Here is a 22070-nt window from a genome sequence, read left to right as displayed (position 1 = left end):
GGCCCCTCCGAGGAGGATCCGGGGCCCCACGCGGCCGGTCAGCGCCGGTCAGCGCACGAACACACCCGCCTGGCTCGCCAGGTCCAGGAAGTACTGCGGCGCCACGCCCAGCACCAGCGTCACCGCGACGCCGACGCCGATCGCGGTCATCGTCAGCGGCGAGGGCACGGCGACCGTAGGACCGTCGGGCCGGGGCTCGCTGAAGAACATCAGCACGATGACGCGGATGTAGAAGAACGCCGCGATCGCCGACGAGATCACACCGACCACGACCAGCGGGGCCGCGCCGCCCTCCGCCGCCGCCTTGAACACGGCGAACTTCCCGGCGAACCCGGAGGTCAGCGGAATGCCGGCGAAGGCCAGCAGGAACACGGCGAACACGGCCGCCACCAGGGGCGACCGGCGGCCGAGCCCGGCCCACTTGGACAGGTGCGTGGCCTCACCGCCCGCGTCCCGCACCAGCGTCACGACGGCGAAGGCACCGATCGTCACGAAGGAGTACGCGGCCAGGTAGAAGAGGACGGACGACACCCCGTCCGGCGTGGTCGCGATGACACCCGCGAGGATGAACCCCGCGTGCGCGATGGACGAGTACGCCAGCAGCCGCTTGATGTCGGTCTGTGTGATCGCCACGATCGCGCCGCCCAGCATGGTGATGATCGCGACGCCCCACATGACCGGCCGCCAGTCCCAGCGCAGGCCGGGCAGGACCACGTACAGGATCCGCAGCAGCGCGCCGAACGCCGCCACCTTGGTCGCCGCCGCCATGAACCCGGTCAGCGGGGTCGGGGCGCCCTGGTAGACGTCCGGCGTCCACGCGTGGAAGGGCACCGCGCCCACCTTGAACAGCAGCCCCATGGCGATCAGCGCGGCGCCGATCAGCAGCAGCGCGTCGTTGCCCATGGTGCCCGCGAGGGCCGGGTCGACGGTGGTGATCGTGCCGTCGACGACCTGGGCGATCGTCGAGTACGACACCGAGCCCGCGTAGCCGTACAGCAGGGCGATGCCGAACAGGGTGAACGCGGAGGCGAACGCACCCAGCAGGAAGTACTTGACCGCTGCCTCCTGCGACATGAGCCGCTTGCGGCGGGCCAGCGCGCACATCAGGTACAGCGGCAGCGAGAAGACCTCCAGCGCCACGAACAGCGTCAGCAGGTCGTTGGCCGCCGGGAAGACCAGCATGCCGGCGACCGCGAACAGCAGCAGCGGGAACACCTCGGTGGTGGTGAACCCGGCCCGCACCGCGGCCTTCTCGCTGTCGCTGCCGGGCACCGAGGCGGCCTGTGCGGCGAAGGAGTCGACCCGGTTGCCGTGCGCCTCCGGGTCCAGTCGCCGCTCGGCGAAGGTGAACAGTCCGACCAGGCCCGCCAGCAGGATCGTGCCCTGGAGGAAGAGAGCCGGGCCGTCGACCGCGATCGCGCCCATCGCCGCGATCCGGGCCTTGGTCGTGCCGTACCCGTCGGCCGCGAGCACGACGACCGCGGCGAAGGCGGCGATCAGTGCCAGCGCGGAGAGGCACACCTGGACGTAGTAGCGGGATTTACGCGGTACGAACGCCTCCACCAACACCCCGACGATCGCCGCTCCGAGGACGATCAGGGTGGGCGACAACTGTCCGTACTCGATCTTCGGCGCGTCGATCTTCGAGATCGGGTCGGCCGCGGTTGTCCACAGGCTGTGGACGGCTGCTGCGCTCACTTGGCCGCCTCCACCTCGGGCTGGGGGTCCTTTTTGTGTACGTCGGACAGCGTCTTCTGGACCGACGGGTTGACGATGTCCGTGACGGGCTTCGGGTAGACGCCCAGGAAGATCAACAGGACGATCAGCGGTGCGACCACCACGAGCTCGCGCGCCCGCAGGTCCGGCATCGCGGAGACCTCCGCCTTCACCGGGCCGGTCATCGTCCGCTGGTAGAGGACGAGGGTGTAGAGCGCGGCGAGCACGATGCCGAAGGTGGCGATGACGCCGATCACCGGATAGCGCGAGAACGTGCCGACCAGGACCAGGAACTCACTCACGAACGGCGCGAGGCCCGGCAGCGACAGGGTCGCCAGACCGCCGATCAGGAACGTGCCGGCGAGGATCGGCGCGACCTTCTGCACCCCGCCGTAGTCGGCGATGAGCCGCGAGCCGCGCCGGGAGATCAGGAAGCCGGCCACCAGCATCAGCGCGGCCGTCGAGATCCCGTGGTTGACCATGTAGAGCGTCGCGCCGGACTGGCCCTGGCTGGTCATCGCGAAGATGCCGAGCACGATGAACCCGAAGTGCGAGATCGACGCGTACGCCACCAGCCGTTTGATGTCCCGCTGGCCGACGGCGAGCAGTGCCCCGTAGATGATGCTGATCACCGCCAGCACGAGGATCACGGGCGTCGCCCACTTGCTGGCCTCCGGGAACAGCTGGAGGCAGAAGCGGAGCATCGCGAAGGTGCCCACCTTGTCCACGACCGCCGTGATGAGTACCGCGACCGGGGTGGTGGCCTCCTGCATGGCGTTGGGCAGCCAGGTGTGCAGCGGCCACAGCGGCGCCTTCACGGCGAACGCGAAGAAGAAGCCCAGGAACAGCCAGCGTTCGGTGTTGGTCGCCATGTCGAGCGTGCCGTTGGCGCGCGCCTCGGCGATCTGCTGGAGGGAGAAGTTCCCGGCGACCACGTAGAGGCCGATCACCGCGGCCAGCATGATCAGGCCGCCGACCAGGTTGTAGAGGAGGAACTTCACGGCGGCGTACGACCGTTGGGTGGACGCCGCCTCCTCGCCGTGCTCGTGGGCGCGGTCCCCGAAGCCGCCGATGAGGAAGTACATCGGGATCAGCATGGCTTCGAAGAAGATGTAGAAGAGGAACACGTCGGTGGCCTCGAAGGAGATGATCACCATCGCCTCGACGGCCAGGATCAGGGCGAAGAAGCCCTGGGTGGGCCGCCACCGCGTGTTGCCCGTCTCCAGCGGGTCGGCGTCGTGCCAGCCCGCGAGGACGATGAAGGGGATCAGCAGGGCGGTCAGCGCGATCAGGGCCACGGCGATGCCGTCCACGCCCAGCTCGTACCTGACCCCGAACTCCGCGATCCAGGCGCGCGACTCGGTGAGCTGGTAGCGGCTGCCGCCCGGGTCGAAGCGCACCAGGACCACGACGGCCAGGGCGAGTGTGGCCAGCGAGACCAACAGGGCCAGCCACTTGGCGGCGGTGCGTCGCGCGGCCGGTACGGCGGCCGTGGCGACCGCCCCGATCGCGGGAAGTACCGCCGTCGCTGTCAGCAGAGGAAAGGACATCGGTATCAGACCGCCCTCATCAGCAGGGTCGCGGCGACGAGGAGTGCCGCACCGCCGAACATCGAGACCGCGTACGACCGCGCGTAGCCGTTCTGCAGGCGCCGCAGTCGGCCTGAGAGCCCGCCGACCGAGGCCGCCGTGCCGTTGACGACACCGTCGACCAGGGTGTGGTCGACGTACACCAGGGAGCGCGTGAGGTGCTCGCCGCCGCGGACCAGGACGACGTGGTTGAAGTCGTCCTGCAGCAGGTCGCGCCGGGCGGCCCGGGTGAGCAGCGACCCGCGCGGGGCGACGACCGGCACCGGCCGACGGCCGTACTGCGCGTAGGCGACGGCGACGCCGACGACCAGGACCACCATGGTGGCCAGGGTGACCGTCGTCGCGGAGATCGGCGCGTCCCCCTCGCTGTGCCCGGTGACGGGCTCCAGCCAGTGCAGGAAACTGTCACCGAGGCTGAACAGGCCACCCGCGAAGACCGATCCGAAGGCCAGCACGATCATCGGGATCGTCATGGAGGCCGGCGACTCGTGCGGGTGCGGCTCGGCGTGTTCGGCGTCGTGCGCCGCCGCGGGCTCCGCGCTCGGCTCCTGGGGGGAACGCGTCGCGCGGTTCCTCCAGCGCTCCTCCCCGAAGAACGTCATCAGCATCACGCGCGTCATGTAGTACGCCGTGATGGCCGCGCCCAGCAGGGCCGCGCCACCGAGGATCCAGCCCTCGGTGCCGCCCTTGGCGAACGCCGCCTCGATGATCTTGTCCTTGGAGAAGAAGCCGGACAGGCCCGGGAAGCCGATGATGGCGAGGTAGCCGAGGCCGAAGGTGACGAAGGTGATGGGCATGTACTTGCGGAGGCCGCCGTACCTGCGCATGTCGACCTCGTCGTTCATGCCGTGCATGACCGAGCCCGCGCCGAGGAACAGCCCGGCCTTGAAGAAGCCGTGCGTCACCAGGTGCATGATCGCGAAGACGTAGCCGATCGGGCCGAGGCCCGCGGCGAGCACCATGTAGCCGATCTGCGACATCGTCGAGCCGGCCAGGGCCTTCTTGATGTCGTCCTTCGCGCAACCGACGATCGCACCGAACAGGAGCGTGACGGCGCCGACGACGGTGACGACGAGTTGTGCGTCGGGCGCGCCGTTGAAGATGGCGGCGGAGCGGACGATCAGGTAGACGCCCGCGGTCACCATCGTCGCGGCGTGGATGAGGGCCGAGACCGGGGTCGGGCCCTCCATCGCGTCCCCGAGCCAGGACTGCAGCGGCACCTGGGCGGACTTGCCGCAGGCGGCGAGCAGCAGCATCAGCGCGATCGCGGTGAGCTTGCCCTGGCTCGCGTCCCCCGCGACTCCGCCTTCCTGGTAGGTGCCGAGCAGCGGGCCGAAGGCGAAGGTGCCGAAGGTGGTGAACATCAGCATGATCGCGATCGACAGACCCACGTCGCCGACGCGGTTGACCAGGAAGGCCTTCTTCGCCGCGGTGGCCGCGCTGGGCTTGTGCTGCCAGAAGCCGATCAGCAGGTAGGAGGCGAGACCGACGCCCTCCCAGCCGACGTACAGCAGGAGGTAGTTGTCGGCGAGGACCAGCAGCAGCATCGCCGCGAGGAACAGGTTCAGATAGCCGAAGAAACGGCGGCGGCGCTCGTCGTGCGCCATGTACCCGATCGAGTAGAGATGGATCAGCGAGCCGACGCCGGTGATCAGCAGCACGAACGTCATCGACAGCTGGTCGAGGCGGAAGGCCACGTCGGCCTGGAAGCCCTCGACCGGCACCCAGGTGAACAGGTGCTGCAACAGGGTGCGGCTCTCCGCGTTCCTGCCGAGCAGGTCGGCGAACAGGACGACGCCGAGCACGAAGGAGACGGCCGCCAGTGCCGTGCCGATCCAGTGGCCGACGGCGTCGAGGCGCCGGCCACCGCACAGCAGTACGGCCGCTCCGAGCAGAGGCGCCGCCACCAGCAGCGCAATAAGGTTCTCCACGATTCAGCGACCCCTCAGAGCTTCATCAGGCTGGCGTCGTCGACCGAGGCCGAGTGGCGGGTACGGAACAGGGACACGATGATCGCGAGCCCGACCACGACCTCCGCGGCGGCGACGACCATCGTGAAGAACGCGATGACCTGGCCGTCGAGGTTGCCATGCATGCGGGAGAAGGTGACGAACGCGAGATTGCAGGCGTTGAGCATGAGCTCGATGCACATGAACACGACGATCGCGTTCCGCCTGATCAGCACGCCGGTCGCACCGATCGTGAACAACAGGGCGGCGAGATACAGGTAGTTGACCGGGTTCACTTCGACGCCTCCTCGGCCCGCTTGCGGTTCGCGCGTACGTCCTCGCCGCGGTCCAGGCGTTCCTCCGCGCGCTGCTCCAGCGCGCGCAGGTCGCTCAGCGCCTCGGGCGACACGTCACGGATCTGACCGCGCTCGCGCAGCGTCCTGCTGACGGTGAGCTCGGAGGGTGTGCCGTCGGGCAGGAGGCCCGCGACGTCCACCGCGTTGTGCCGGGCGTACACACCGGGCGCCGGCAGGGGCGGCAGGTGCCTGCCCTCGCGGACGCGCTCCTCGGACAGTTCCCGCTGGGTCTTGGCCCGCTCGGTGCGCTCGCGGTGGGTGAGCACCATGGCGCCGACGGCGGCCGTGATCAGCAGTGCGCCGGTGATCTCGAAGGCGAAGACGTACTTGGTGAAGATGAGGGCGGCGAGGCCCTCCACGTTGCCGTTGGCGTTGGCCTGGCCGAGGCCGTTGAACTCCTTCAGCGAGGCGTTGCCGATGCCCGCGAACAGCAGGACGCCGAAGCCGAGACCGCACACCAGGGCCAGCCAGCGCTGCCCCTTGATGGTCTCCTTCAGGGAGTCCGCCGCGGTGACACCGACGAGCATGACCACGAACAGGAACAGCATCATGATCGCGCCGGTGTAGACGACGACCTGCACGATGCCCAGGAAGTAGGCACCGTTGGCGAGATAGAACACCGCCAGGACGATCATGGTGCCGGCCAGACAGAGCGCGCTGTGCACGGACTTCCTCATGAAGACGGTGCACAGGGCGCCGATCACCGCGACCGTGCCGAGGACCCAGAACTGGAAGGCCTCGCCGGTGGACGTGCTGTAGGCGGCGAGCTGTGTGACGGACTGTGCGGCGAGATGCGCGGTCATCGCCCGACCACCTTCCCCGACGCCGGTTCGTCCTCGCCGGAGGCCGAGGCGGCCTCCTGCGGGACCTCACCCTTCGACAGGGCGACCTGCCGCACGGTGCCCGGCGCGGCCTCCGTCACCAGGCCCCGGTAGTAGTCCTGTTCGTCCGTCCCCGGGAAGATCGAGTGGGGGCTGTCGACCATCCCCTCGTCGAGGCCGGCAAGCAGTTGCTCCTTGGTGTAGATGAGGTTGGCGCGGCTGCTGTCGGCGAGCTCGAACTCGTTGGTCATCGTCAGCGCGCGCGTGGGGCACGCCTCGATGCACAGGCCGCACAGGATGCAGCGCGCGTAGTTGATCTGGTAGACGCGGCCGTACCTCTCGCCCGGCGAGTAGCGCTCCTCGTCGGTGTTGTCGGCGCCTTCGACGTAGATGGCGTCGGCGGGGCAGGCCCAGGCGCACAGCTCGCAGCCGACGCACTTCTCCAGGCCGTCCGGGTGGCGGTTGAGCTGGTGCCTTCCGTGGAACCGCGGAGCGGTGGTCTTGTGCTGCTCCGGGTACTGCTCGGTCAGCCGCTTCTTGAACATGGCCTTGAAGGTCACGCCGAAGCCGGCCACCGGATTCTGGAAACCGGGTTTGGTCTCCTTGGGCTCCTCAGCCATCGGACGCCTCCTTTCCCTCACGAGTTCCGCCGATCGATCCGTCACTCGCAGTATCCGACCCACCACTGACAATCAACTCGCGCTCGCGGCGCGGTTGCCGCCGCGGCACCGGTGGCAGCTCCTGCCCCGGCAGCGGCGGTACGGGGAATCCGCCCGCCGTCGCGTCGAAGCCGGCCGGCTCCTGCTCGGGCCGCTCGGCCGTCTTCGCCTTCTCCCGGAACATGTCGGCGACGAAGGAGAGCAGCAGCAGGACGAGGACGCCGCCGCCCACGTAGAGGGCGATGTCGGCGAAGTCGTAGTTCTCGTTCTTCAGGGTCCGCACGGTCGCGACGAGCATCAGCCAGACCACGGAGACCGGGATGAGGACCTTCCAGCCGAGCTTCATCAGCTGGTCGTAGCGGACCCGTGGGAGCGTGCCGCGCAGCCAGATGAAGAAGAACAGCAGCAACTGGACCTTGACGACGAACCAGAGCATCGGCCACCAGCCGTGGTTCGCGCCCTCCCAGAACGTGCTGATCGGCCACGGGGCCCGCCAGCCGCCCAGGAACAGCGTGGTCGACACGGCGGAGACCGTCACCATGTTCACGTACTCGGCGAGCATGAACATCGCGAACTTGATCGACGAGTACTCGGTGTTGAACCCGCCGACCAGGTCGCCCTCGGACTCCGGCATGTCGAAGGGGGCGCGGTTGGTCTCGCCGACCATCGTCACGATGTAGATCAGGAAGGAGACCGGCAGCAGGACGATGTACCAGCGGTCGTGCTGCTGCTCGACGATCGTCGACGTCGACATCGACCCCGAGTAGAGGAACACCGAGGCGAAGGCGGCGCCCATGGCGATCTCGTACGAGATCATCTGCGCGCAGGACCGCAGTCCGCCCAGCAGCGGATAGGTCGATCCGGAGCTCCACCCCGCGAGGACGATGCCGTAGATACCGACCGAGGCGACCGCGAGGACGTACAGCATCGCGATCGGCAGGTCGGTGAGCTGCATCGTGGTGCGGTGGCCGAAGATCGAGACCTCGTTGCCGGCCGGGCCGAAGGGGATCACCGCGATCGCCATGAAGGCCGGGATGGCCGCGACGATCGGTGCGAGGACGTAGACCACCTTGTCCGCGCGCTTGACGATGACGTCTTCCTTCAGCATCAGCTTCATGCCGTCGGCCAGCGACTGGAGCATGCCCCAGGGGCCGTGCCGGTTGGGGCCGATGCGCAGCTGCATCCAGGCGACGACCTTGCGCTCCCACACGATGGAGAACAGCACGGTCAGCATCAGGAAGGCGAAGCAGAACACCGCCTTGACGACGACCAGCCACCAGGGGTCGCGGCCGAACATCGAGAGGTCTTCAGCGGCGAGATACGGGCTCATGCCTCCACCTCCTTGGGGGCCTCGTCGGCGAGCTTCGCCGGGCCGATACGGACGAGTGAGCCGGGCCGCGCCCCGGTGTCGGAGGCGACGCCCCCGCCGGTCGAGTTCAGCGGCAGCCAGACCACCCGGTCGGGCATGTCCGTGATCCGGAGAGGGAGTTCGACCGCTCCGCGGGAGCCGGTCACGGCGAGGAGATCGCCGTCCTTGACACCCGCCTCGGCGGCCGTGGCGGCCGACACGCGCGCGTGGGCGGCGTGCCGGGTGCCGGCCAGCGCCTCGTCGCCCTCCTGGAGGGCGCCCTGGTCGAGCAGCAGACGGTGCCCCGCGAGCACGGCCTCACCGGCGGCGGGCCGCGGCAGAACACCCGCGCTCTCCAGCGGTGCGGTGGTCTGCGGACCGTCCCAGGCACCCAGCCGGTCCAGCTCCGCGCGCACGGTCCGCAGATCCGGCAGACCCAGGTGTACGTCCATGGCGTCGGCCAGCATCTGCAGCACGCGCGCGTCCGCGGGCGCCAGGCGTCGGGTCATCTGGTCGGGCTTGAGCGCCGCCTCGAACAGCCGGACCCGGCCCTCCCAGTTGAGGAAGGTACCGGCCTTCTCGGCGACGGCGGCGACCGGAAGGACGACGTCCGCGTGCTCGGTGACCTCGCTGGGCCGCAGTTCGAGCGACACCAGGAAGCCCACCTCGTGAAGCGCTTCACGCGCGCCTGCCGGGTCGGGCAGGTCGGCGATCTCGACGCCCGCGACGACCAGGGCCTGGAGCTCACCCCGGGCAGCGGCCTCGATGATCTGGCCGGTGTCGCGCCCGTAGCGGTGCGGGAGTTCGGCGACGCCCCAGACACCGGCGACCTCTTCCCGCGCGCGCGGGTCGGTGGCCGGACGGCCGCCCGGCAGCAGCGACGGCAGCGCGCCCGCCTCCACGGCGCCGCGCTCCCCCGCCCGGCGCGGAATCCACACCAGCCGGGCGCCGGTCGCCGCCGCGGCGCGGACGGCGGCGGTGAGGCCCCCGGACACCGCGGCCAGCCGCTCGCCGACGACGATCACCGCGCCCTCGGTGCGCAGCGCCTCCGCCGCCTCGCCGCCGCCCTCCTCCAGGCCCACACCGCTCGCGAGCGCGTCCAGCCATTCGGTCTCGGTGCCCGGAGCCGCCGGCAGCAGGGTGCCGCCCGCCTTCTCCAGGCCGCGGGTCGCGTGCGTACCGAGGCCGAACACCCGCTGTCCGTGCCCCCGCCAGGCCTTGCGCAGCCGCAGGAAGACGCCGGGTGCCTCCTCCTCGGCCTCGAAGCCGACCAGGAGGACGGCCGGGGCCTTCTCCAGGGAGGCGTACGTGACGCCCGTGCCGTCGAGATCGCGGCCGCGGCCGGCGACCTGGGCGGCCAGGAAGTCGGCCTCCTCGCTGCTGTGCACGCGCGCGCGGAAGTCGATGTCGTTGGTGTCGAGGGCCACGCGCGCGAACTTGCTGTACGCGTAGGCGTCCTCGACGGTCAGTCGGCCGCCGGTCAGGACGCCGGTCCTGCCGCGCGAGGCGAGCAGGCCCTGCGCCGCGATCTGCAGCGCCTCCGGCCAGGAGGCCGGTACGAGCTCACCCTCGGCGTTGCGCACCAGCGGTGTCTCGAGCCGGTCGCGCTGCTGCGCGTACCGGAACGCGAACCGCCCCTTGTCGCACACCCACTCCTCGTTGACCTCGGGGTCGTTGGCGGCCAGCCGCCGCATGACCTTGCCGCGCCGGTGGTCGGTGCGCGTGGCGCAGCCGCCGGCGCAGTGCTCGCACACGGACGGCGAGGAGATCAGGTCGAAGGGACGGGAGCGGAAGCGATACGCCGCCGAGGTGAGCGCGCCGACCGGGCAGATCTGGATGGTGTTCCCGGAGAAGTACGACTCGAAGGGGTCGCCCTGGCCGGTGCCGACCTGCTGGAGCGCGCCCCGCTCGACCAGCTCGATCATCGGGTCGCCGGCGATCTGGTTGGAGAAGCGGGTGCACCGGGCGCACAGCACGCACCGCTCGCGGTCGAGCAGCACCTGCGTGGAGATGGGGACGGGCTTCTCGTACGTGCGCTTCCTGCCCTCGAAGCGGGACTCGGCGTTGCCGTGCGACATCGCCTGGTTCTGCAGGGGGCACTCACCGCCCTTGTCGCAGACCGGGCAGTCCAGCGGGTGGTTGATGAGGAGCAGCTCCATCACACCGTGCTGGGCCTTCTCGGCGGCCGGCGAGGTGAGGTGGGTCTTCACCACCATCCCGTCGGTGCAGGTGATGGTGCAGGACGCCATGGGCTTGCGCTGGCCCTCGACCTCGACGATGCACTGGCGGCAGGCGCCGGCCGGGTCGAGCAGGGGGTGGTCGCAGAAGCGGGGGATCTCGATGCCGAGCTGTTCGGCGGCCCGGATGACCAGGGTGCCCTTGGGCACGCTGATCTCGGCGCCGTCGATCGTCAGCGAGACGAGATCCTCCGGCGGGACCGCCGCCTCTCCCCCGCCCGAGGGAGCGCTGGTGGTCACAGTCATGCGTTCACCTCCGTGCGGTCGGCCCAGGCCGTCGAGCGGGCCGGGTCGAAGGGGCAGCCGCGGCCCGTGATGTGCTGCTCGTACTCCTCACGGAAGTACTTCAGCGAGGAGAAGATCGGCGAGGCGGCGCCGTCACCGAGGGCGCAGAAGGACTTGCCGTTGATGTTGTCGGCGATGTCGTTCAGCTTGTCGAGGTCGGACATGGCGCCCTTGCCGGCCTCGATGTCGCGCAGCAACTGCACCAGCCAGTAGGTGCCTTCGCGGCAGGGGGTGCACTTGCCGCAGGACTCGTGGGCGTAGAACTCGGTCCAGCGGGTGACGGCACGCACGACACAGGTCGTCTCGTCGAAGCACTGGAGTGCTTTCGTGCCGAGCATGGAACCCGCGGCGCCCACTCCTTCGTAGTCAAGAGGGACGTCGAGATGCTCGTCGGTGAACATCGGTGTCGAGGAGCCGCCCGGCGTCCAGAACTTCAGGCGATGCCCGGCCCGCATCCCGCCGCTCATGTCGAGGAGCTGGCGGAGGGTGATGCCGAGCGGAGCCTCGTACTGGCCGGGACTGGTGACATGGCCGCTGAGCGAGTAGAGCGTGAAGCCCGGGGACTTCTCGCTGCCCATCGACCTGAACCATTCCTTGCCTTTTTGCAGAATCGCGGGAACTGACGCGATCGACTCGACGTTGTTCACCACAGTCGGGCACGCATAGAGGCCCGCGACGGCTGGGAAAGGGGGACGGAGCCGCGGTTGACCACGGCGGCCTTCGAGCGAGTCGAGCAGCGCGGTCTCCTCACCGCAGATGTACGCGCCGGCGCCCGCGTGCACGGTGAGCTGGAGGTCGATGCCGCTGCCCAGGACGTTCTCGCCGAGGTAGCCCGCCGCGTAGGCCTCACGCACGGCCTCGTGCAACCGCCGCAGCACAGGGACGACCTCACCGCGCAGATAGATGAAGGCATGCGAAGACCGGATGGCATAGCAGGCGATCACGATGCCCTCGATGAGGCTGTGCGGGTTCGCGAAGAGGAGCGGGATGTCCTTGCACGTCCCGGGCTCCGACTCGTCGGCGTTGACAACTAGATAGTGCGGTTTTCCGTCCCCTTGGGGAATGAATTGCCATTTCATTCCGGTGGGGAATCCCGCGCCACCGCGACCACGCAGACCGGATTCCTTGACGTACGCGATGAGGTCGTCCGGCGACATGGCGAGCGCCTTGCGGAGTCCCTCGTAGCCCTCGTGCCGTCGGTACACGTCCAGCGTCCAGGACCTGTCCTCGTCCCAGAAGGCCGACAGCACCGGTGCGAGCAGTTTCTCGGGGCTGGTGTCTTTGATCTCGGGTGCCAAGGTCATCACTCCCCCTCCTCGGCGGTCGGCCCTGCCGGGTGGGCCGGGTCGGAGGCCGACGTGTCCTGTGGCGCGTCGTGCGAACTGAGGTGCTCTTCGGGCGACGGCTCGTGCACCGGCCGCTTCTTCGCCCCGTCGTGCGGGCCCCCGTCGCGCGGGTGGACCACTCGCGTGGGCGTGGCCTCTCCCCTGGCCAGGCGGAGGCCCACCAGGGAGGCGGGTCCCGCGCTGCCACTCGCCTCGACGGCGCCGTCCCGCTCGTCGGGGAAGCCCGCCAGGATGCGGGCGGTCTCCTTGAAGGTGCAGATCGGGGCGCCGCGCGTGGGCTCGACCGGCCGTCCCGCGCGCAGGTCGTCGACCAGACGCGTGGCGCTGGCCGGGGTCTGGTTGTCGAAGAACTCCCAGTTGACCATCACCACCGGTGCGAAGTCGCAGGCCGCGTTGCACTCGATGTGCTCCAGGGTGACCTTGCCGTCGTCGGTGGTCCCGCCGTTCCCGACGCCGAGGTGCTCCTGGAGCTCCTCGAAGATCGCGTCGCCGCCCATCACCGCGCACAGCGTGTTGGTGCAGACGCCGACCTGGTAGTCGCCGCCGGGCCGGCGCCGGTACATGGTGTAGAAGGTCGCGACCGCGGTGACCTCGGCCGTGGTCAGGTTCAGCACGTCCGCGCAGAACCGCATCCCGGTGCGCGTGACATGGCCCTCCTCCGACTGCACGAGATGCAGCAACGGGAGCAGGGCAGACCGGGAGTCCGGGTAGCGGGCGACGATCTCGCGCGCGTCGGACTCCAGTCTGGCCCGGACGTCGTCCGGGTAGGCGGGCGCGGGCAGTTCGGGCATGCCCAGGCTGACGCCCTGCTCCGAAGAACTGGTGGTCACCGGTCGACGCCTCCCATCACGGGGTCGATGGACGCGACGGCGACGATGACGTCGGCGACCTGGCCGCCCTCGCACATCGCCGCCATGGCCTGCAGGTTGGTGAAGGACGGGTCGCGGAAGTGGACCCGGTAGGGCCGGGTGCCGCCGTCGGACACGGCGTGCACCCCGAGTTCGCCCTTGGGCGACTCGACCGCCGCGTACGCCTGTCCCGGCGGTACGCGGAAGCCTTCGGTCACCAGCTTGAAGTGGTGGATCAGGGCCTCCATGGAGGTGCCCATGATCTTCTTGATGTGGTCGAGGGAGTTGCCGAGTCCGTCGGGTCCCAGAGCGAGCTGGGCGGGCCAGGCGATCTTCTTGTCGGCGACCATGACCGGTCCGGGCTGAAGCCGGTCCAGGCACTGCTCGACGATCCTCAGCGACTGGCGCATCTCCTCCAGGCGCACCAGGAAGCGGCCGTAGGAGTCGCAGGAGTCGGCGGTCGGCACGTCGAACTCGTACGTCTCGTAGCCGCAGTACGGCTGCGCCTTGCGCAGGTCGTGCGGCAGGCCGGTGGAGCGCAGGATCGGGCCGGTGGCGCCGAGGGCCATGCAGCCGGTCAGGTCGAGGTAGCCGACGTCCTGCATACGGGCCTTGAAGATGGGGTTCCCCGTGGCGAGCTTGTCGTACTCGGGGAGGTTCTTCTTCATCTTCTTCACGAACTCGCGGATGTGGTCCACCGCGCCGGGCGGCAGGTCCTGCGCGAGTCCGCCGGGGCGGATGTACGCGTGGTTCATCCGGAGGCCCGTGATGAGCTCGTAGATGTCGAGAATCATTTCACGATCACGGAATCCGTAGATCATGATCGTGGTGGCGCCCAGCTCCATGCCGCCGGTGGCGATGCACACCAGGTGGGAGGACATCCGGTTCAGCTCCATCAGGAGCACCCGGATGATCTCGGCCCGGTCGGTGATCTGGTCCTCGATGCCGAGGAGCTTCTCCACGGCGAGACAGTAGGCGGTCTCGTTGAAGAAGGACGTCAGGTAGTCCATGCGCGTCACGAACGTGGTGCCCTGCGTCCACGTGCGGTACTCGAGGTTCTTCTCGATGCCGGTGTGCAGGTAGCCGATGCCGCAGCGGGCCTCGGTGACGGTCTCGCCCTCGATCTCCAGGATGAGCCGGAGCACACCGTGGGTGGAGGGGTGCTGCGGGCCCATGTTGACCACGATGCGTTCGTCGTCGGCACGGGCCGCGGACTGGACGACCTCGTCCCAGTCGCCACCGGTGACCGTGTAGACGGTGCCCTCGGTGGTCTCGCGCGGAGTGGCGTGCTGCGTGCTCATGAGTACGACCTCCGCTGGTCCGGAGCCGGGATCTGGGCGCCCTTGTACTCGACGGGGATGCCGCCGAGGGGATAGTCCTTGCGCTGCGGGTGGCCCGGCCAGTCGTCCGGCATCATGATCCGCGTCAGGGCCGGGTGGCCGTCGAAGACGATGCCGAAGAAGTCGTAGGTCTCGCGCTCGTGCCAGTCGTTGGTCGGGTAGACCCGGACCAGGGACGGGATGCGCGGGTCGGCGTCGGGGGCGCTGACCTCCAGGCGGATCAGCCGGTTGTGGGTGATCGAGCGCAGGTGGTAGACGGCGTGCAGCTCGCGGCCCTTGTCCTGCGGGTAGTGGACCCCGCTGACGCCGGTGCACAGTTCGAAGCGCAGCGCGGGGTCGTCGCGCAGGGTCTGGGCGACCCGGACCAGGTGCTCGCGCTCGACGTGGAAGGTGAGCTCGTCGCGGTCGACGACCGTCTTCTCGATCGCGTTGTCGGGCAGCAGGCCCTGCTCCTCCAGCGCGCCCTCCAGTTCGTCGGCGACCTCGTCGAACCAGCCGCCGTAGGGGCGGCTCGCCGGTCCCGGGAGGCGGACCGAGCGGACCAGGCCGCCGTAACCGGAGGTGTCGCCGCCGTTGTTGGCGCCGAACATGCCGCGCTGGACGCGGATCTCCTCGCCGGCGTCGCCGCGCTGGCCGGGGAGGTTGGAGGCGCCGAGGTCCTTTTCGGGGTTCACCCCGTTCGACGCTCCGTTGGTGCCGTTCGCGTCGCTCACCGCAGCAGCCCCTTCATCTCGATCGTCGGCAGGGCCTTGAGCGCCGCCTCCTCCGCCTCACGGGCGGCTTCCTCGGCGTTCACGCCGAGCTTGGAGGACTGGATCTTCTGGTGGAGCTTGAGAATCGCGTCCATCAGCATCTCGGGCCGTGGCGGGCAGCCGGGCAGGTAGATGTCGACCGGCACGATGTGGTCGACGCCCTGGACGATCGCGTAGTTGTTGAACATGCCGCCCGAGGAGGCGCAGACCCCCATGGAGATCACCCACTTGGGGTTCGGCATCTGGTCGTAGACCTGCCGCAGCACCGGCGCCATCTTCTGGCTGACCCGGCCGGCCACGATCATGAGGTCCGCCTGCCGCGGCGAGCCGCGGAAGACCTCCATGCCGAAGCGCGCCAGGTCGTAACGGCCGGCTCCGGTGGTCATCATCTCGATGGCGCAGCAGGCGAGGCCGAATGTGGCGGGAAAGACGGACGCCTTGCGCACCCAGCCCGCGGCCTGCTCGACGGTGGTCAGCAGGAATCCGCTCGGCAGCTTTTCTTCGAGTCCCATGTCCTAAGGCCCCTCAGTCCCATTCCAGGCCGCCGCGCCGCCATACGTACGCGTACGCGACGAAGACGGTGAGCACGAAGAGCAGCATCTCCACGAGCCCGAAAACACCCAGGGCGTCGAAGGTGACGGCCCAGGGGTAGAGGAAGACGATCTCGATGTCGAAGACGATGAAGAGCATCGCCGTCAGGTAGTACTTGATGGGGAAGCGCCCGCCGCCGGCCGGCGTGGGGGTCGGCTCGATCCCGCACTCGTAGGCCTCGAGCTTGGCCCGGTTGTAGCGCTTCGGACCGATCAGCGTGGCCATGACCACGGAGAAGATCGCAAAGCCTGCCCCGAGGGCTCCCAGTACGAGGATGGGCGCATACGCGTTCACCGCTCCTCGCTCCTCTCAGTCGGCACTGACTGCTGGCGATGGCCGGACCCGCATCTCCTCCACCGGCGCCGCGGACCCCGCCCGTCCCGGCGAAGATCGCGAACATGTGAAGCAGGTCACAAGCCCAACTGCCTCGCATCCTATGCCCGACGCTCTGTGATCTGCGACACGGGGTATTGCACAAGCTTTGTGATCTCCACCACCTGACGAAGGATCATGAAGTCGGATGAGCGGTGATCTTCGCACGAGAAGCGTCCGAGTGATCACCAGAGGTGACATTTTCACTTGTCGGCGCAGGTGGGAAGGGGCGTCTCAATATCAAGAGAGTTCTCTTGCATGCAAATTGGCGCTGGACGGGAGGCACTGGTAGAGGCTCGCGTTCACACGTCAGGGGTAGCGGGGTGGGTGGATGTGGACGGATGCGGACACGTGCACGCGTTCACGAACGGCACCCGGCGGGCTTCGGGCGCGGGACGCGGCCGCCGTCGTAATCGTTGCGTGACCTCCGCCACATCCATGAGAGCCGTCTGAGAACGAGGCTTGGCCACCGATCCCAACCAGTGGTAGGCGGAGGGCAATCAGGACTTAATGATGAAAGTCCATGATCACAGGCATGATCACCGGCGTCCGTAATGCCCGTTACGGCGTCAATAAAGGCCGACACACCCGGCATTCGGGGGGCCCATTGAACAACTGTGGCGCACCACACGTTTCTTGAAGGTATGGAGGAGCCCCTGATACCGCTTGTACCCATGTCCCACACCGCTCTCATACGCAGCCACCGGAAACCCCGCCGCAGCGCGTCGAAAATCGCGATGCGGGCCGGAGTGGCCGGTGGCGTTCTCAGCACCCTGGCAGTGGCCGGGGCTGCCGGTTCGGCAAGCGCCGCCGAGCCGGTCACGCAGACGCTCGAACTGCCCACGCTGACGGCCGACCTGGCCGCTCAGGTCGCCCAGTCCGCGGACGCCACGCAGCAGGCCGCCGCCAACTACGAATTGCAGGCCGAGCGTGACGCGGCCGCCGCGAAGGCCGCGAAGCAGGCCAAGTCGGACCTCGCGGAGGCCAGGCACAAGGCCGAGATCAAGAAGAAGGCCGAGCAGGCCGCCCGCAGGGCCGCCGCCGAGCGTGCCTCGCGCACCACCGAGCGGACGACGCTGGCCGCCCCGGCGACCACCACCACCGCCGCCTCCACGACCACGTCCACCAGCACGTCCACGGCCACCGGTTCGGCCGCGGCGGTCATCGCCTTCGTCAAGGCGCAGATCGGTGACGCCTACGTCTCCGGCGGCACCGGTCCCAACTCCTGGGACTGCTCCGGCCTGGTCCAGGCCGCCTTCAAGCAGGTCGGCGTCAACCTGCCGCGGGTCTCCCAGGACCAGTCGACCGCCGGCACCCAGGTGTCGCTGAGCAACCTCCAGGCGGGCGACATCCTGTACTGGGGCAGCGCGGGCAGCGCGTACCACGTGGCGGTGTACGTCGGCGACGGTATGTTCGTCGGCGCGCAGAACCCCTCCACCGGCGTCGTCGAGAAGCCGCTCTCCTACGACCCGCCGACCGGAGCCGTCCGGGTGCTCTGAGACCCGGGCACACCACGCGAAGGGCCGCAGCCGCTCGGGGGCAGCGGCCCTTCGGTACACCCTGCTGCGGGACGGTCGCCCGCCTGGAAGGCTCTGCCCTCGGAGCCGGTCCGAGGGCAGAGCCCGCGATGCCACGCGTCCCGCGATGCCACGCGTCTTCGTCCAGGGGAAGCCGGTCGCTTCCTACTTCCCGCACGCGCCCGAGGCCGGGCGCGGGTCCGTCCGCCGCATCACCGGGACGGGTGAGGAGGTCCTGCACAAGCCGTGCCGGGACGTCACCGAGTTCGGGCCCGGGCTCGCCGCGCTCATCGACGACATGTTCCTGACGATGTACGGCCGAGGGGGCCGGGCTGGCGGCGAATCAGGTCGGCGTCGCGCTGAGCCTGTTCGTCTACGACTGCCCGGACGACGACGGTGTCCGACATGTCGGACACATCGTCAATCCGGTGCTGGAGCCGCTCGATCCGGCCGGGCGGCGGCTGCTCGACGAGGGCGAGGGCTGCCTGTCGGTGCCGGGCGCCGTCATGGCCGTACCGCGTCCCGACCGTGCCGTGGTGCGCGGGCTCGACAGGGACGGCGAGCCGCTCGTGATCGAGGGCACGGGGTACTTCGTCCGCTGCCTCGCCCATGAGACCGACCATGTGAACGGTCGCGTCCACCTGGACCGGCTCTCCCGGCGCGAGCGCGGCCCTGGCAGATGGCGGACCGGAGGGACGAGGTACTCGCCCGCCGGGCCGCCAACGAGGCCGGACTCCGCGGGTAGGGCCGCACACCCGCTCTCCGCGCGCCGACCGGACGCGACCGGGCCGCACAGGGCGGCGGCGCACACACAACGGCCGCGCGGACGCGGGGCCGCACACTCCGCGTGTGCCCGAGCGGCGCAGCCGTCTGCGCTCACCGAGGACCGACGCCATCCGCGCTCACGGTGCCGCGGCCGTCAACGGGCGGTGCAGGCTCGCGGTCGCCGGCCGCGCCGTGCGGCGCGCTCACCCCGACGTGCGCGGCACGGCGTGCGCGGCACAGCGGGCGCGGCACAGCGTGCGCGGCACAGCGTGCGCGGCACAGCGTGCGCGGCACAGCGTGTGTCACGCCTTCGGGGCCACCTTGCTCAGGCCGTTGATGATGCGGTCCATCGCGTCGCCGCCCGTGGGGTCCGTGAGGTTCGCCAGCATCTTCAGCGTGAACTTCATGAGCACCGGGTGGGTCAGGCCGCGCTGGGTCGCGATCTTCATGACCTTGGGGTTGCCGATCAGCTTCACGAAGGCACGGCCCAGCGTGTAGTAGCCGCCGTAGGTGTCCTTCAGGACGCGCGGGTAGTGGTGCAGGGCCGTCTCGCGCTGGGCCGGCGTGGAGCGGGCGTGGGCCTGGACGATGACGTCGGCGGCGATCTGGCCGGACTCCATGGCGTAGGCGATGCCCTCGCCGTTGAAGGGGTTCACCAGGCCGCCGGCGTCGCCGACCAGCAGCAGGCCCTTGGTGTAGTGGGGCTGCCGGTTGAAGGCCATGGGGAGGGCGGCGCCGCGGATCGGGCCCGTCATGTTGTCCGGGGTGTAGCCCCAGTCCTCCGGCATGGACGCGCACCAGGCCTTGAGGACCTCGCGCCAGTCGAGCTCCTTGAAGGAGTCTGAGGTGTTCAGCACGCCCAGACCGACGTTGGAGGTGCCGTCGCCCATGCCGAAGATCCAGCCGTAGCCGGGCAGGAGCCGGTCCTCGGCGCCCCGGCGGTCCCACAGCTCCAGCCAGGACTCCAGGTAGTCGTCCTCGTGGCGCGGGGAGGTGAAGTAGGTGCGGACGGCGACGCCCATCGGGCGGTCCTCGCGGCGGTGCAGGCCCATCGCCAGGGACAGCCGGGTGGAGTTGCCGTCGGCGGCCACCACGAGCGGCGCGTGGAAGGTGACCTCGCGCTTCTCCTCGCCGAGCTTGGCGTGCACGCCGGTGATGTGGCCGGTGCGGTCGTCGACGATCGGGGCGCCGACGTTGCAGCGCTCGTACAGGCGGGCGCCCGCCTTCTGGGCCTGGCGGGCGAGCTGCTCGTCGAAGTCGTCGCGCTTGCGGACGAGGCCGTAGTCGGGGAAGGAGGCGAGATCCGGCCAGTCCAGCTGGAGCCGGGAGCCGCCGCCGATGATGCGCAGGCCCTTGTTGCGCAGCCAGCCGGCCTCCTCGGAGATGTCGATCCCCATCGCCACGAGCTGCTTGACCGCGCGCGGGGTGAGTCCGTCACCGCAGACCTTCTCGCGGGGGAACACGGTCTTCTCCAGCAGCAGGACGTCGAGCCCGGACTTGGCCAGGTGGTAGGCGGTCGTGGAGCCGGCTGGCCCCGCGCCGACGACGATGACATCGGCGGTGTTTTCGGAGAGGGGCTCGGTCACGGCGGGATCTCCCCAAGTTCTGAATCTGCGTGCCGACCGGCACTGGACATGGGCAGTCTATTCAGCGGTACCGATCACCCGGCTGAAGGGCTGCCCCCGTGAAACGAGCTCTGCCCGTCGTACGGCTCCGTGTCCCCACCGACGAGGACGCCGTCGCCTGGCACCGGGTGTTCGACGACCCGGACGTCATGGAGTTCCACGGCGGCAGGTCCGCGGAACTGTCCGTCTACGAGGAGCTCACCGCCCGCCAGCGCCGGCACGACGCGGAACGCGGATTCTGCCTGTGGACCGTGCTCGACGACTCCGGGCAGGTCATCGGCTTCACGGGCGCCCAGCCCTGGCCGCGGGACTGGGGTCCGAGGGGGGAGATCGAGATCGGCTGGCGGCTCGGCCGGGAGCACTGGGGCAAGGGGTACGTCACCGCGGCCGCGCGGATGGCGCTGGAGCGGGTGCGTGAGGCGGGCGTACCGGAGGTGGTGGCGATGGTCCTGGCGGGCAACACCCGGTCCATCGCGGTGACCCAGCGGCTCGGCATGCGGCTGGCGGAGGTCTTCACGACGCCGGGACCGCGACTGGAGGGGCACTGTTACCGGCTCGACCTCGCCGCGTCGTGACACTGGGTAGCCGAGTGTCACAGAACGACACCTGACACTTCCGGGCGGTGCCGGACCGGAGTTACCCTGCCGGTACCGCTGGGGGTGACATCTGTGCACATACCGCCCAAGACACCCGAGGTGCGTGTACCGCGTCTTGTCGGCCTGATGGCCGTGGACGCGCGCAGGACGGCCGACGCACGCGGGGTGTTCCTCGCCGCGCCCGACCGGCCCGGCTTCCACCGGACCGTGGTCGACCACGTCGTACGGCAGTACCCGCCGCCCGGCGTCGAGGTGCCGCGCGGGGCCGTCGTCACCGTGTGGTTCGACCTCGGGGAGGGAGAGGGCGGCGGGGGCGCGGGAGTGCGGGAGCCGCGACTGCCGAGGCCGCCCGGCGGCGGGATGCGGCGGGAACTCGACGAACCGGGCGGCGACGCGTACGTCGTGGCCGGATTCGGCTCCTGCTGAACCAACCACCAACCGGTCACCACCTGCTGAACCAACCGGTCACCACCTGCTGACTCGGCCGGTCACCACCTGTTGAACCAGCCGGTCACCACCTGTTGAACCAGCCGGTCACCACCTGCTGAACCAACAGGTCACCACCTGCTGAATCGGCCGGTCGGCCCTCCGGCGTCCGCCGGGCCCCGGAGGTTCTGGTGGTCCGGTGGTTCAGCTGGCCTTGAAGCCGCGGTGCAGGGCCACGATGCCGCCGGTGAGGTTGCGCCAGGCCACCTTGGACCAGCCCGCCTCGCGCAGCCGCTCGCCGAGGGCCGGCTGGTTCGGCCAGGCGCGGATGGACTCGGCGAGGTAGACGTACGCGTCGGGGTTGGAGGACACCGCGCGGGCGACCGGCGGCAGCGCGCGCATCAGGTACTCGGTGTAGGCGGTGCGGAACGGCGCCCACGTCGGGTGCGAGAACTCGCAGATGACGACCCGGCCGCCGGGCCTGGTCACCCGGTACATCTCGCGCAGGGCCGCGTCGGTGTCCTGCACGTTGCGCAGCCCGAAGGAGATCGTGACGGCGTCGAAGGTGTCGTCCCGGAAGGGCAGCCGGGTCGCGTCGCCCGCGGTGAAGGGCAGCCAGGAGTGGCGCTGTTTGCCGACCCGGAGCATTCCGAGGGAGAAGTCGCAGGGGACGACGTAGGCACCGGTGCGGACGAAGGGCAGCGAGGAGGTGGCCGTACCGGCGGCCAGGTCCAGGACCTTCTGCGCGGGCCGGGCGTCGACGGCCCGGGCGACCTCCTTGCGCCACACACGGTCCTGGCCGAGCGACAGCACGTCGTTGGTCAGGTCGTACCGTTCCGCCACGTCGTCGAACATCGAGGCGACTTCGTGCGGCTGCTTGTTCAGGGAGGCGCGGGTCACCCGCCCATTGTTGCAGTACGGCCCCTCGCGCC

At 69.6% G+C, this 22070-nt stretch carries 19 protein-coding genes and 1 pseudogene; 4 read left to right on the top strand and 16 right to left on the bottom strand.

What is annotated here, in order from left to right; genetic code table 11:
* Nucleotides 1-48 precede the first annotated feature (48 nt).
* The 14 genes from nuoN to AC07AZ_RS06360 are packed head-to-tail and all read right to left on the bottom strand — an operon-like array spanning nucleotide 49 to nucleotide 16131.
* The gene (nuoN, locus tag AC07AZ_RS06425; protein WP_478844429.1) at nucleotides 49-1698 is read right to left on the bottom strand and encodes an NADH-quinone oxidoreductase subunit NuoN; all 1650 of its coding nucleotides are present in this window, start codon (nucleotides 1696-1698) and stop codon (nucleotides 49-51) included.
* Entirely contained in the window at nucleotides 1695-3266 is a 1572-nt protein-coding gene (locus tag AC07AZ_RS06420; RefSeq protein ID WP_478844427.1) for an NADH-quinone oxidoreductase subunit M, read from the bottom strand. Before AC07AZ_RS06420 ends, nuoN begins: the two co-directional genes overlap by 4 nt.
* 5 nt (nucleotides 3267-3271) lie before the next feature.
* Nucleotides 3272-5236, bottom strand: coding sequence for an NADH-quinone oxidoreductase subunit L (gene nuoL / locus AC07AZ_RS06415; RefSeq protein WP_478844425.1), 1965 nt, complete (start codon nucleotides 5234-5236; stop codon nucleotides 3272-3274).
* Nucleotides 5237-5250: 14 nt separating this feature from the next.
* Nucleotides 5251-5550 carry an NADH-quinone oxidoreductase subunit NuoK gene (gene nuoK, locus AC07AZ_RS06410; protein WP_356033474.1) on the bottom strand — a complete coding sequence of 100 codons (300 nt, stop codon included), beginning with the start codon at nucleotides 5548-5550 and terminating at the stop codon, nucleotides 5251-5253.
* Nucleotides 5547-6413, bottom strand: coding sequence for an NADH-quinone oxidoreductase subunit J (locus AC07AZ_RS06405; RefSeq protein ID WP_478844423.1), 867 nt, complete (start codon nucleotides 6411-6413; stop codon nucleotides 5547-5549). Before AC07AZ_RS06405 ends, nuoK begins: the two co-directional genes overlap by 4 nt.
* Nucleotides 6410-7051 (bottom strand): NADH-quinone oxidoreductase subunit NuoI, encoded by a 642-nt coding sequence (gene nuoI, locus AC07AZ_RS06400; RefSeq protein ID WP_478844421.1) that lies wholly within the window; start codon nucleotides 7049-7051, stop codon nucleotides 6410-6412. Before nuoI ends, AC07AZ_RS06405 begins: the two co-directional genes overlap by 4 nt.
* Nucleotides 7044-8420 (bottom strand): NADH-quinone oxidoreductase subunit NuoH, encoded by a 1377-nt coding sequence (gene nuoH / locus AC07AZ_RS06395; RefSeq protein WP_478844419.1) that lies wholly within the window; start codon nucleotides 8418-8420, stop codon nucleotides 7044-7046. The genes nuoI and nuoH overlap by 8 nt, the downstream gene beginning before the upstream one ends.
* Complete coding sequence (locus AC07AZ_RS06390; RefSeq protein ID WP_478844417.1) at nucleotides 8417-10921, bottom strand: NADH-quinone oxidoreductase subunit G; 2505 nt, start codon at nucleotides 10919-10921, stop codon at nucleotides 8417-8419. The genes nuoH and AC07AZ_RS06390 overlap by 4 nt, the downstream gene beginning before the upstream one ends.
* Nucleotides 10918-12267 (bottom strand): NADH-quinone oxidoreductase subunit NuoF, encoded by a 1350-nt coding sequence (nuoF, locus tag AC07AZ_RS06385; protein WP_478844415.1) that lies wholly within the window; start codon nucleotides 12265-12267, stop codon nucleotides 10918-10920. The genes AC07AZ_RS06390 and nuoF overlap by 4 nt, the downstream gene beginning before the upstream one ends.
* Nucleotides 12264-13136 (bottom strand): NADH-quinone oxidoreductase subunit NuoE, encoded by an 873-nt coding sequence (nuoE, locus tag AC07AZ_RS06380; protein ID WP_478844413.1) that lies wholly within the window; start codon nucleotides 13134-13136, stop codon nucleotides 12264-12266. The genes nuoF and nuoE overlap by 4 nt, the downstream gene beginning before the upstream one ends.
* Nucleotides 13133-14455, bottom strand: a complete 1323-nt coding sequence (locus AC07AZ_RS06375) for an NADH-quinone oxidoreductase subunit D (protein WP_478844411.1) — start codon at nucleotides 14453-14455, stop codon at nucleotides 13133-13135. Before AC07AZ_RS06375 ends, nuoE begins: the two co-directional genes overlap by 4 nt.
* The gene (locus AC07AZ_RS06370; protein ID WP_478844409.1) at nucleotides 14452-15207 is read right to left on the bottom strand and encodes an NADH-quinone oxidoreductase subunit C; all 756 of its coding nucleotides are present in this window, start codon (nucleotides 15205-15207) and stop codon (nucleotides 14452-14454) included. Before AC07AZ_RS06370 ends, AC07AZ_RS06375 begins: the two co-directional genes overlap by 4 nt.
* Nucleotides 15204-15758 (bottom strand): NuoB/complex I 20 kDa subunit family protein, encoded by a 555-nt coding sequence (locus AC07AZ_RS06365; protein ID WP_007383964.1) that lies wholly within the window; start codon nucleotides 15756-15758, stop codon nucleotides 15204-15206. Before AC07AZ_RS06365 ends, AC07AZ_RS06370 begins: the two co-directional genes overlap by 4 nt.
* Nucleotides 15759-15771: 13 nt before the next feature.
* A complete protein-coding gene (locus AC07AZ_RS06360; RefSeq protein WP_007383963.1) occupies nucleotides 15772-16131 on the bottom strand; it encodes an NADH-quinone oxidoreductase subunit A in 360 nt (119 codons plus the stop codon).
* Between the two features lie 752 nt (nucleotides 16132-16883).
* Here AC07AZ_RS06360 and AC07AZ_RS06355 point away from each other — a divergent pair.
* Nucleotides 16884-17708, top strand: coding sequence for a C40 family peptidase (locus tag AC07AZ_RS06355; protein WP_478844407.1), 825 nt, complete (start codon nucleotides 16884-16886; stop codon nucleotides 17706-17708).
* 145 nt (nucleotides 17709-17853) lie between these two features.
* Nucleotides 17854-18471 (top strand): annotated as a pseudogene (def, locus tag AC07AZ_RS06350) (peptide deformylase).
* Nucleotides 18472-18793: 322 nt separating this feature from the next.
* On the opposite strand, the gene AC07AZ_RS06345 reads toward def, so the two are convergent.
* Complete coding sequence (locus tag AC07AZ_RS06345) at nucleotides 18794-20077, bottom strand: geranylgeranyl reductase family protein (RefSeq protein WP_478844405.1); 1284 nt, start codon at nucleotides 20075-20077, stop codon at nucleotides 18794-18796.
* 98 nt (nucleotides 20078-20175) lie between these two features.
* Here AC07AZ_RS06345 and AC07AZ_RS06340 point away from each other — a divergent pair, with 98 nt between their 5' ends.
* A complete protein-coding gene (locus tag AC07AZ_RS06340) occupies nucleotides 20176-20691 on the top strand; it encodes a GNAT family N-acetyltransferase (RefSeq protein ID WP_478844401.1) in 516 nt (171 codons plus the stop codon).
* A gap of 120 nt (nucleotides 20692-20811) precedes the next feature.
* Nucleotides 20812-21138 (top strand): PASTA domain-containing protein, encoded by a 327-nt coding sequence (locus AC07AZ_RS06335; RefSeq protein WP_478844399.1) that lies wholly within the window; start codon nucleotides 20812-20814, stop codon nucleotides 21136-21138.
* 204 nt (nucleotides 21139-21342) lie between these two features.
* On the opposite strand, the gene AC07AZ_RS06330 is transcribed toward AC07AZ_RS06335, so the two are convergent.
* Nucleotides 21343-22038, bottom strand: a complete 696-nt coding sequence (locus tag AC07AZ_RS06330) for a demethylmenaquinone methyltransferase (RefSeq protein ID WP_478844397.1) — start codon at nucleotides 22036-22038, stop codon at nucleotides 21343-21345.
* Nucleotides 22039-22070: the final 32 nt, after the last annotated feature.

The organism is Streptomyces sp. NPDC043878, from assembly GCF_056435735.1.
The sequence above is the reverse complement of the archived record's forward strand: the minus strand, read 5'-3'. Positions and strand labels throughout refer to the sequence as shown.

What these genes read in the sequence shown, in the direction of transcription:
- AC07AZ_RS06420 (WP_478844427.1), bottom strand. Translation starts at nt 3,266, where the DNA reads ATGTCCTTTCCTCTGCTGACAGCGACGGCGGTACTTCCCGCGATCGGG.
- AC07AZ_RS06375 (WP_478844411.1), bottom strand. Translation starts at nt 14,455, where the DNA reads ATGAGCACGCAGCACGCCACTCCGCGCGAGACCACCGAGGGCACCGTC.
- nuoH (WP_478844419.1), bottom strand. Translation starts at nt 8,420, where the DNA reads ATGAGCCCGTATCTCGCCGCTGAAGACCTCTCGATGTTCGGCCGCGAC.
- nuoI (WP_478844421.1), bottom strand. Translation starts at nt 7,051, where the DNA reads ATGGCTGAGGAGCCCAAGGAGACCAAACCCGGTTTCCAGAATCCGGTG.
- AC07AZ_RS06355 (WP_478844407.1), top strand. Translation starts at nt 16,884, where the DNA reads ATGTCCCACACCGCTCTCATACGCAGCCACCGGAAACCCCGCCGCAGC.
- AC07AZ_RS06390 (WP_478844417.1), bottom strand. Translation starts at nt 10,921, where the DNA reads ATGACTGTGACCACCAGCGCTCCCTCGGGCGGGGGAGAGGCGGCGGTC.
- AC07AZ_RS06365 (WP_007383964.1), bottom strand. Translation starts at nt 15,758, where the DNA reads ATGGGACTCGAAGAAAAGCTGCCGAGCGGATTCCTGCTGACCACCGTC.
- AC07AZ_RS06405 (WP_478844423.1), bottom strand. Translation starts at nt 6,413, where the DNA reads ATGACCGCGCATCTCGCCGCACAGTCCGTCACACAGCTCGCCGCCTAC.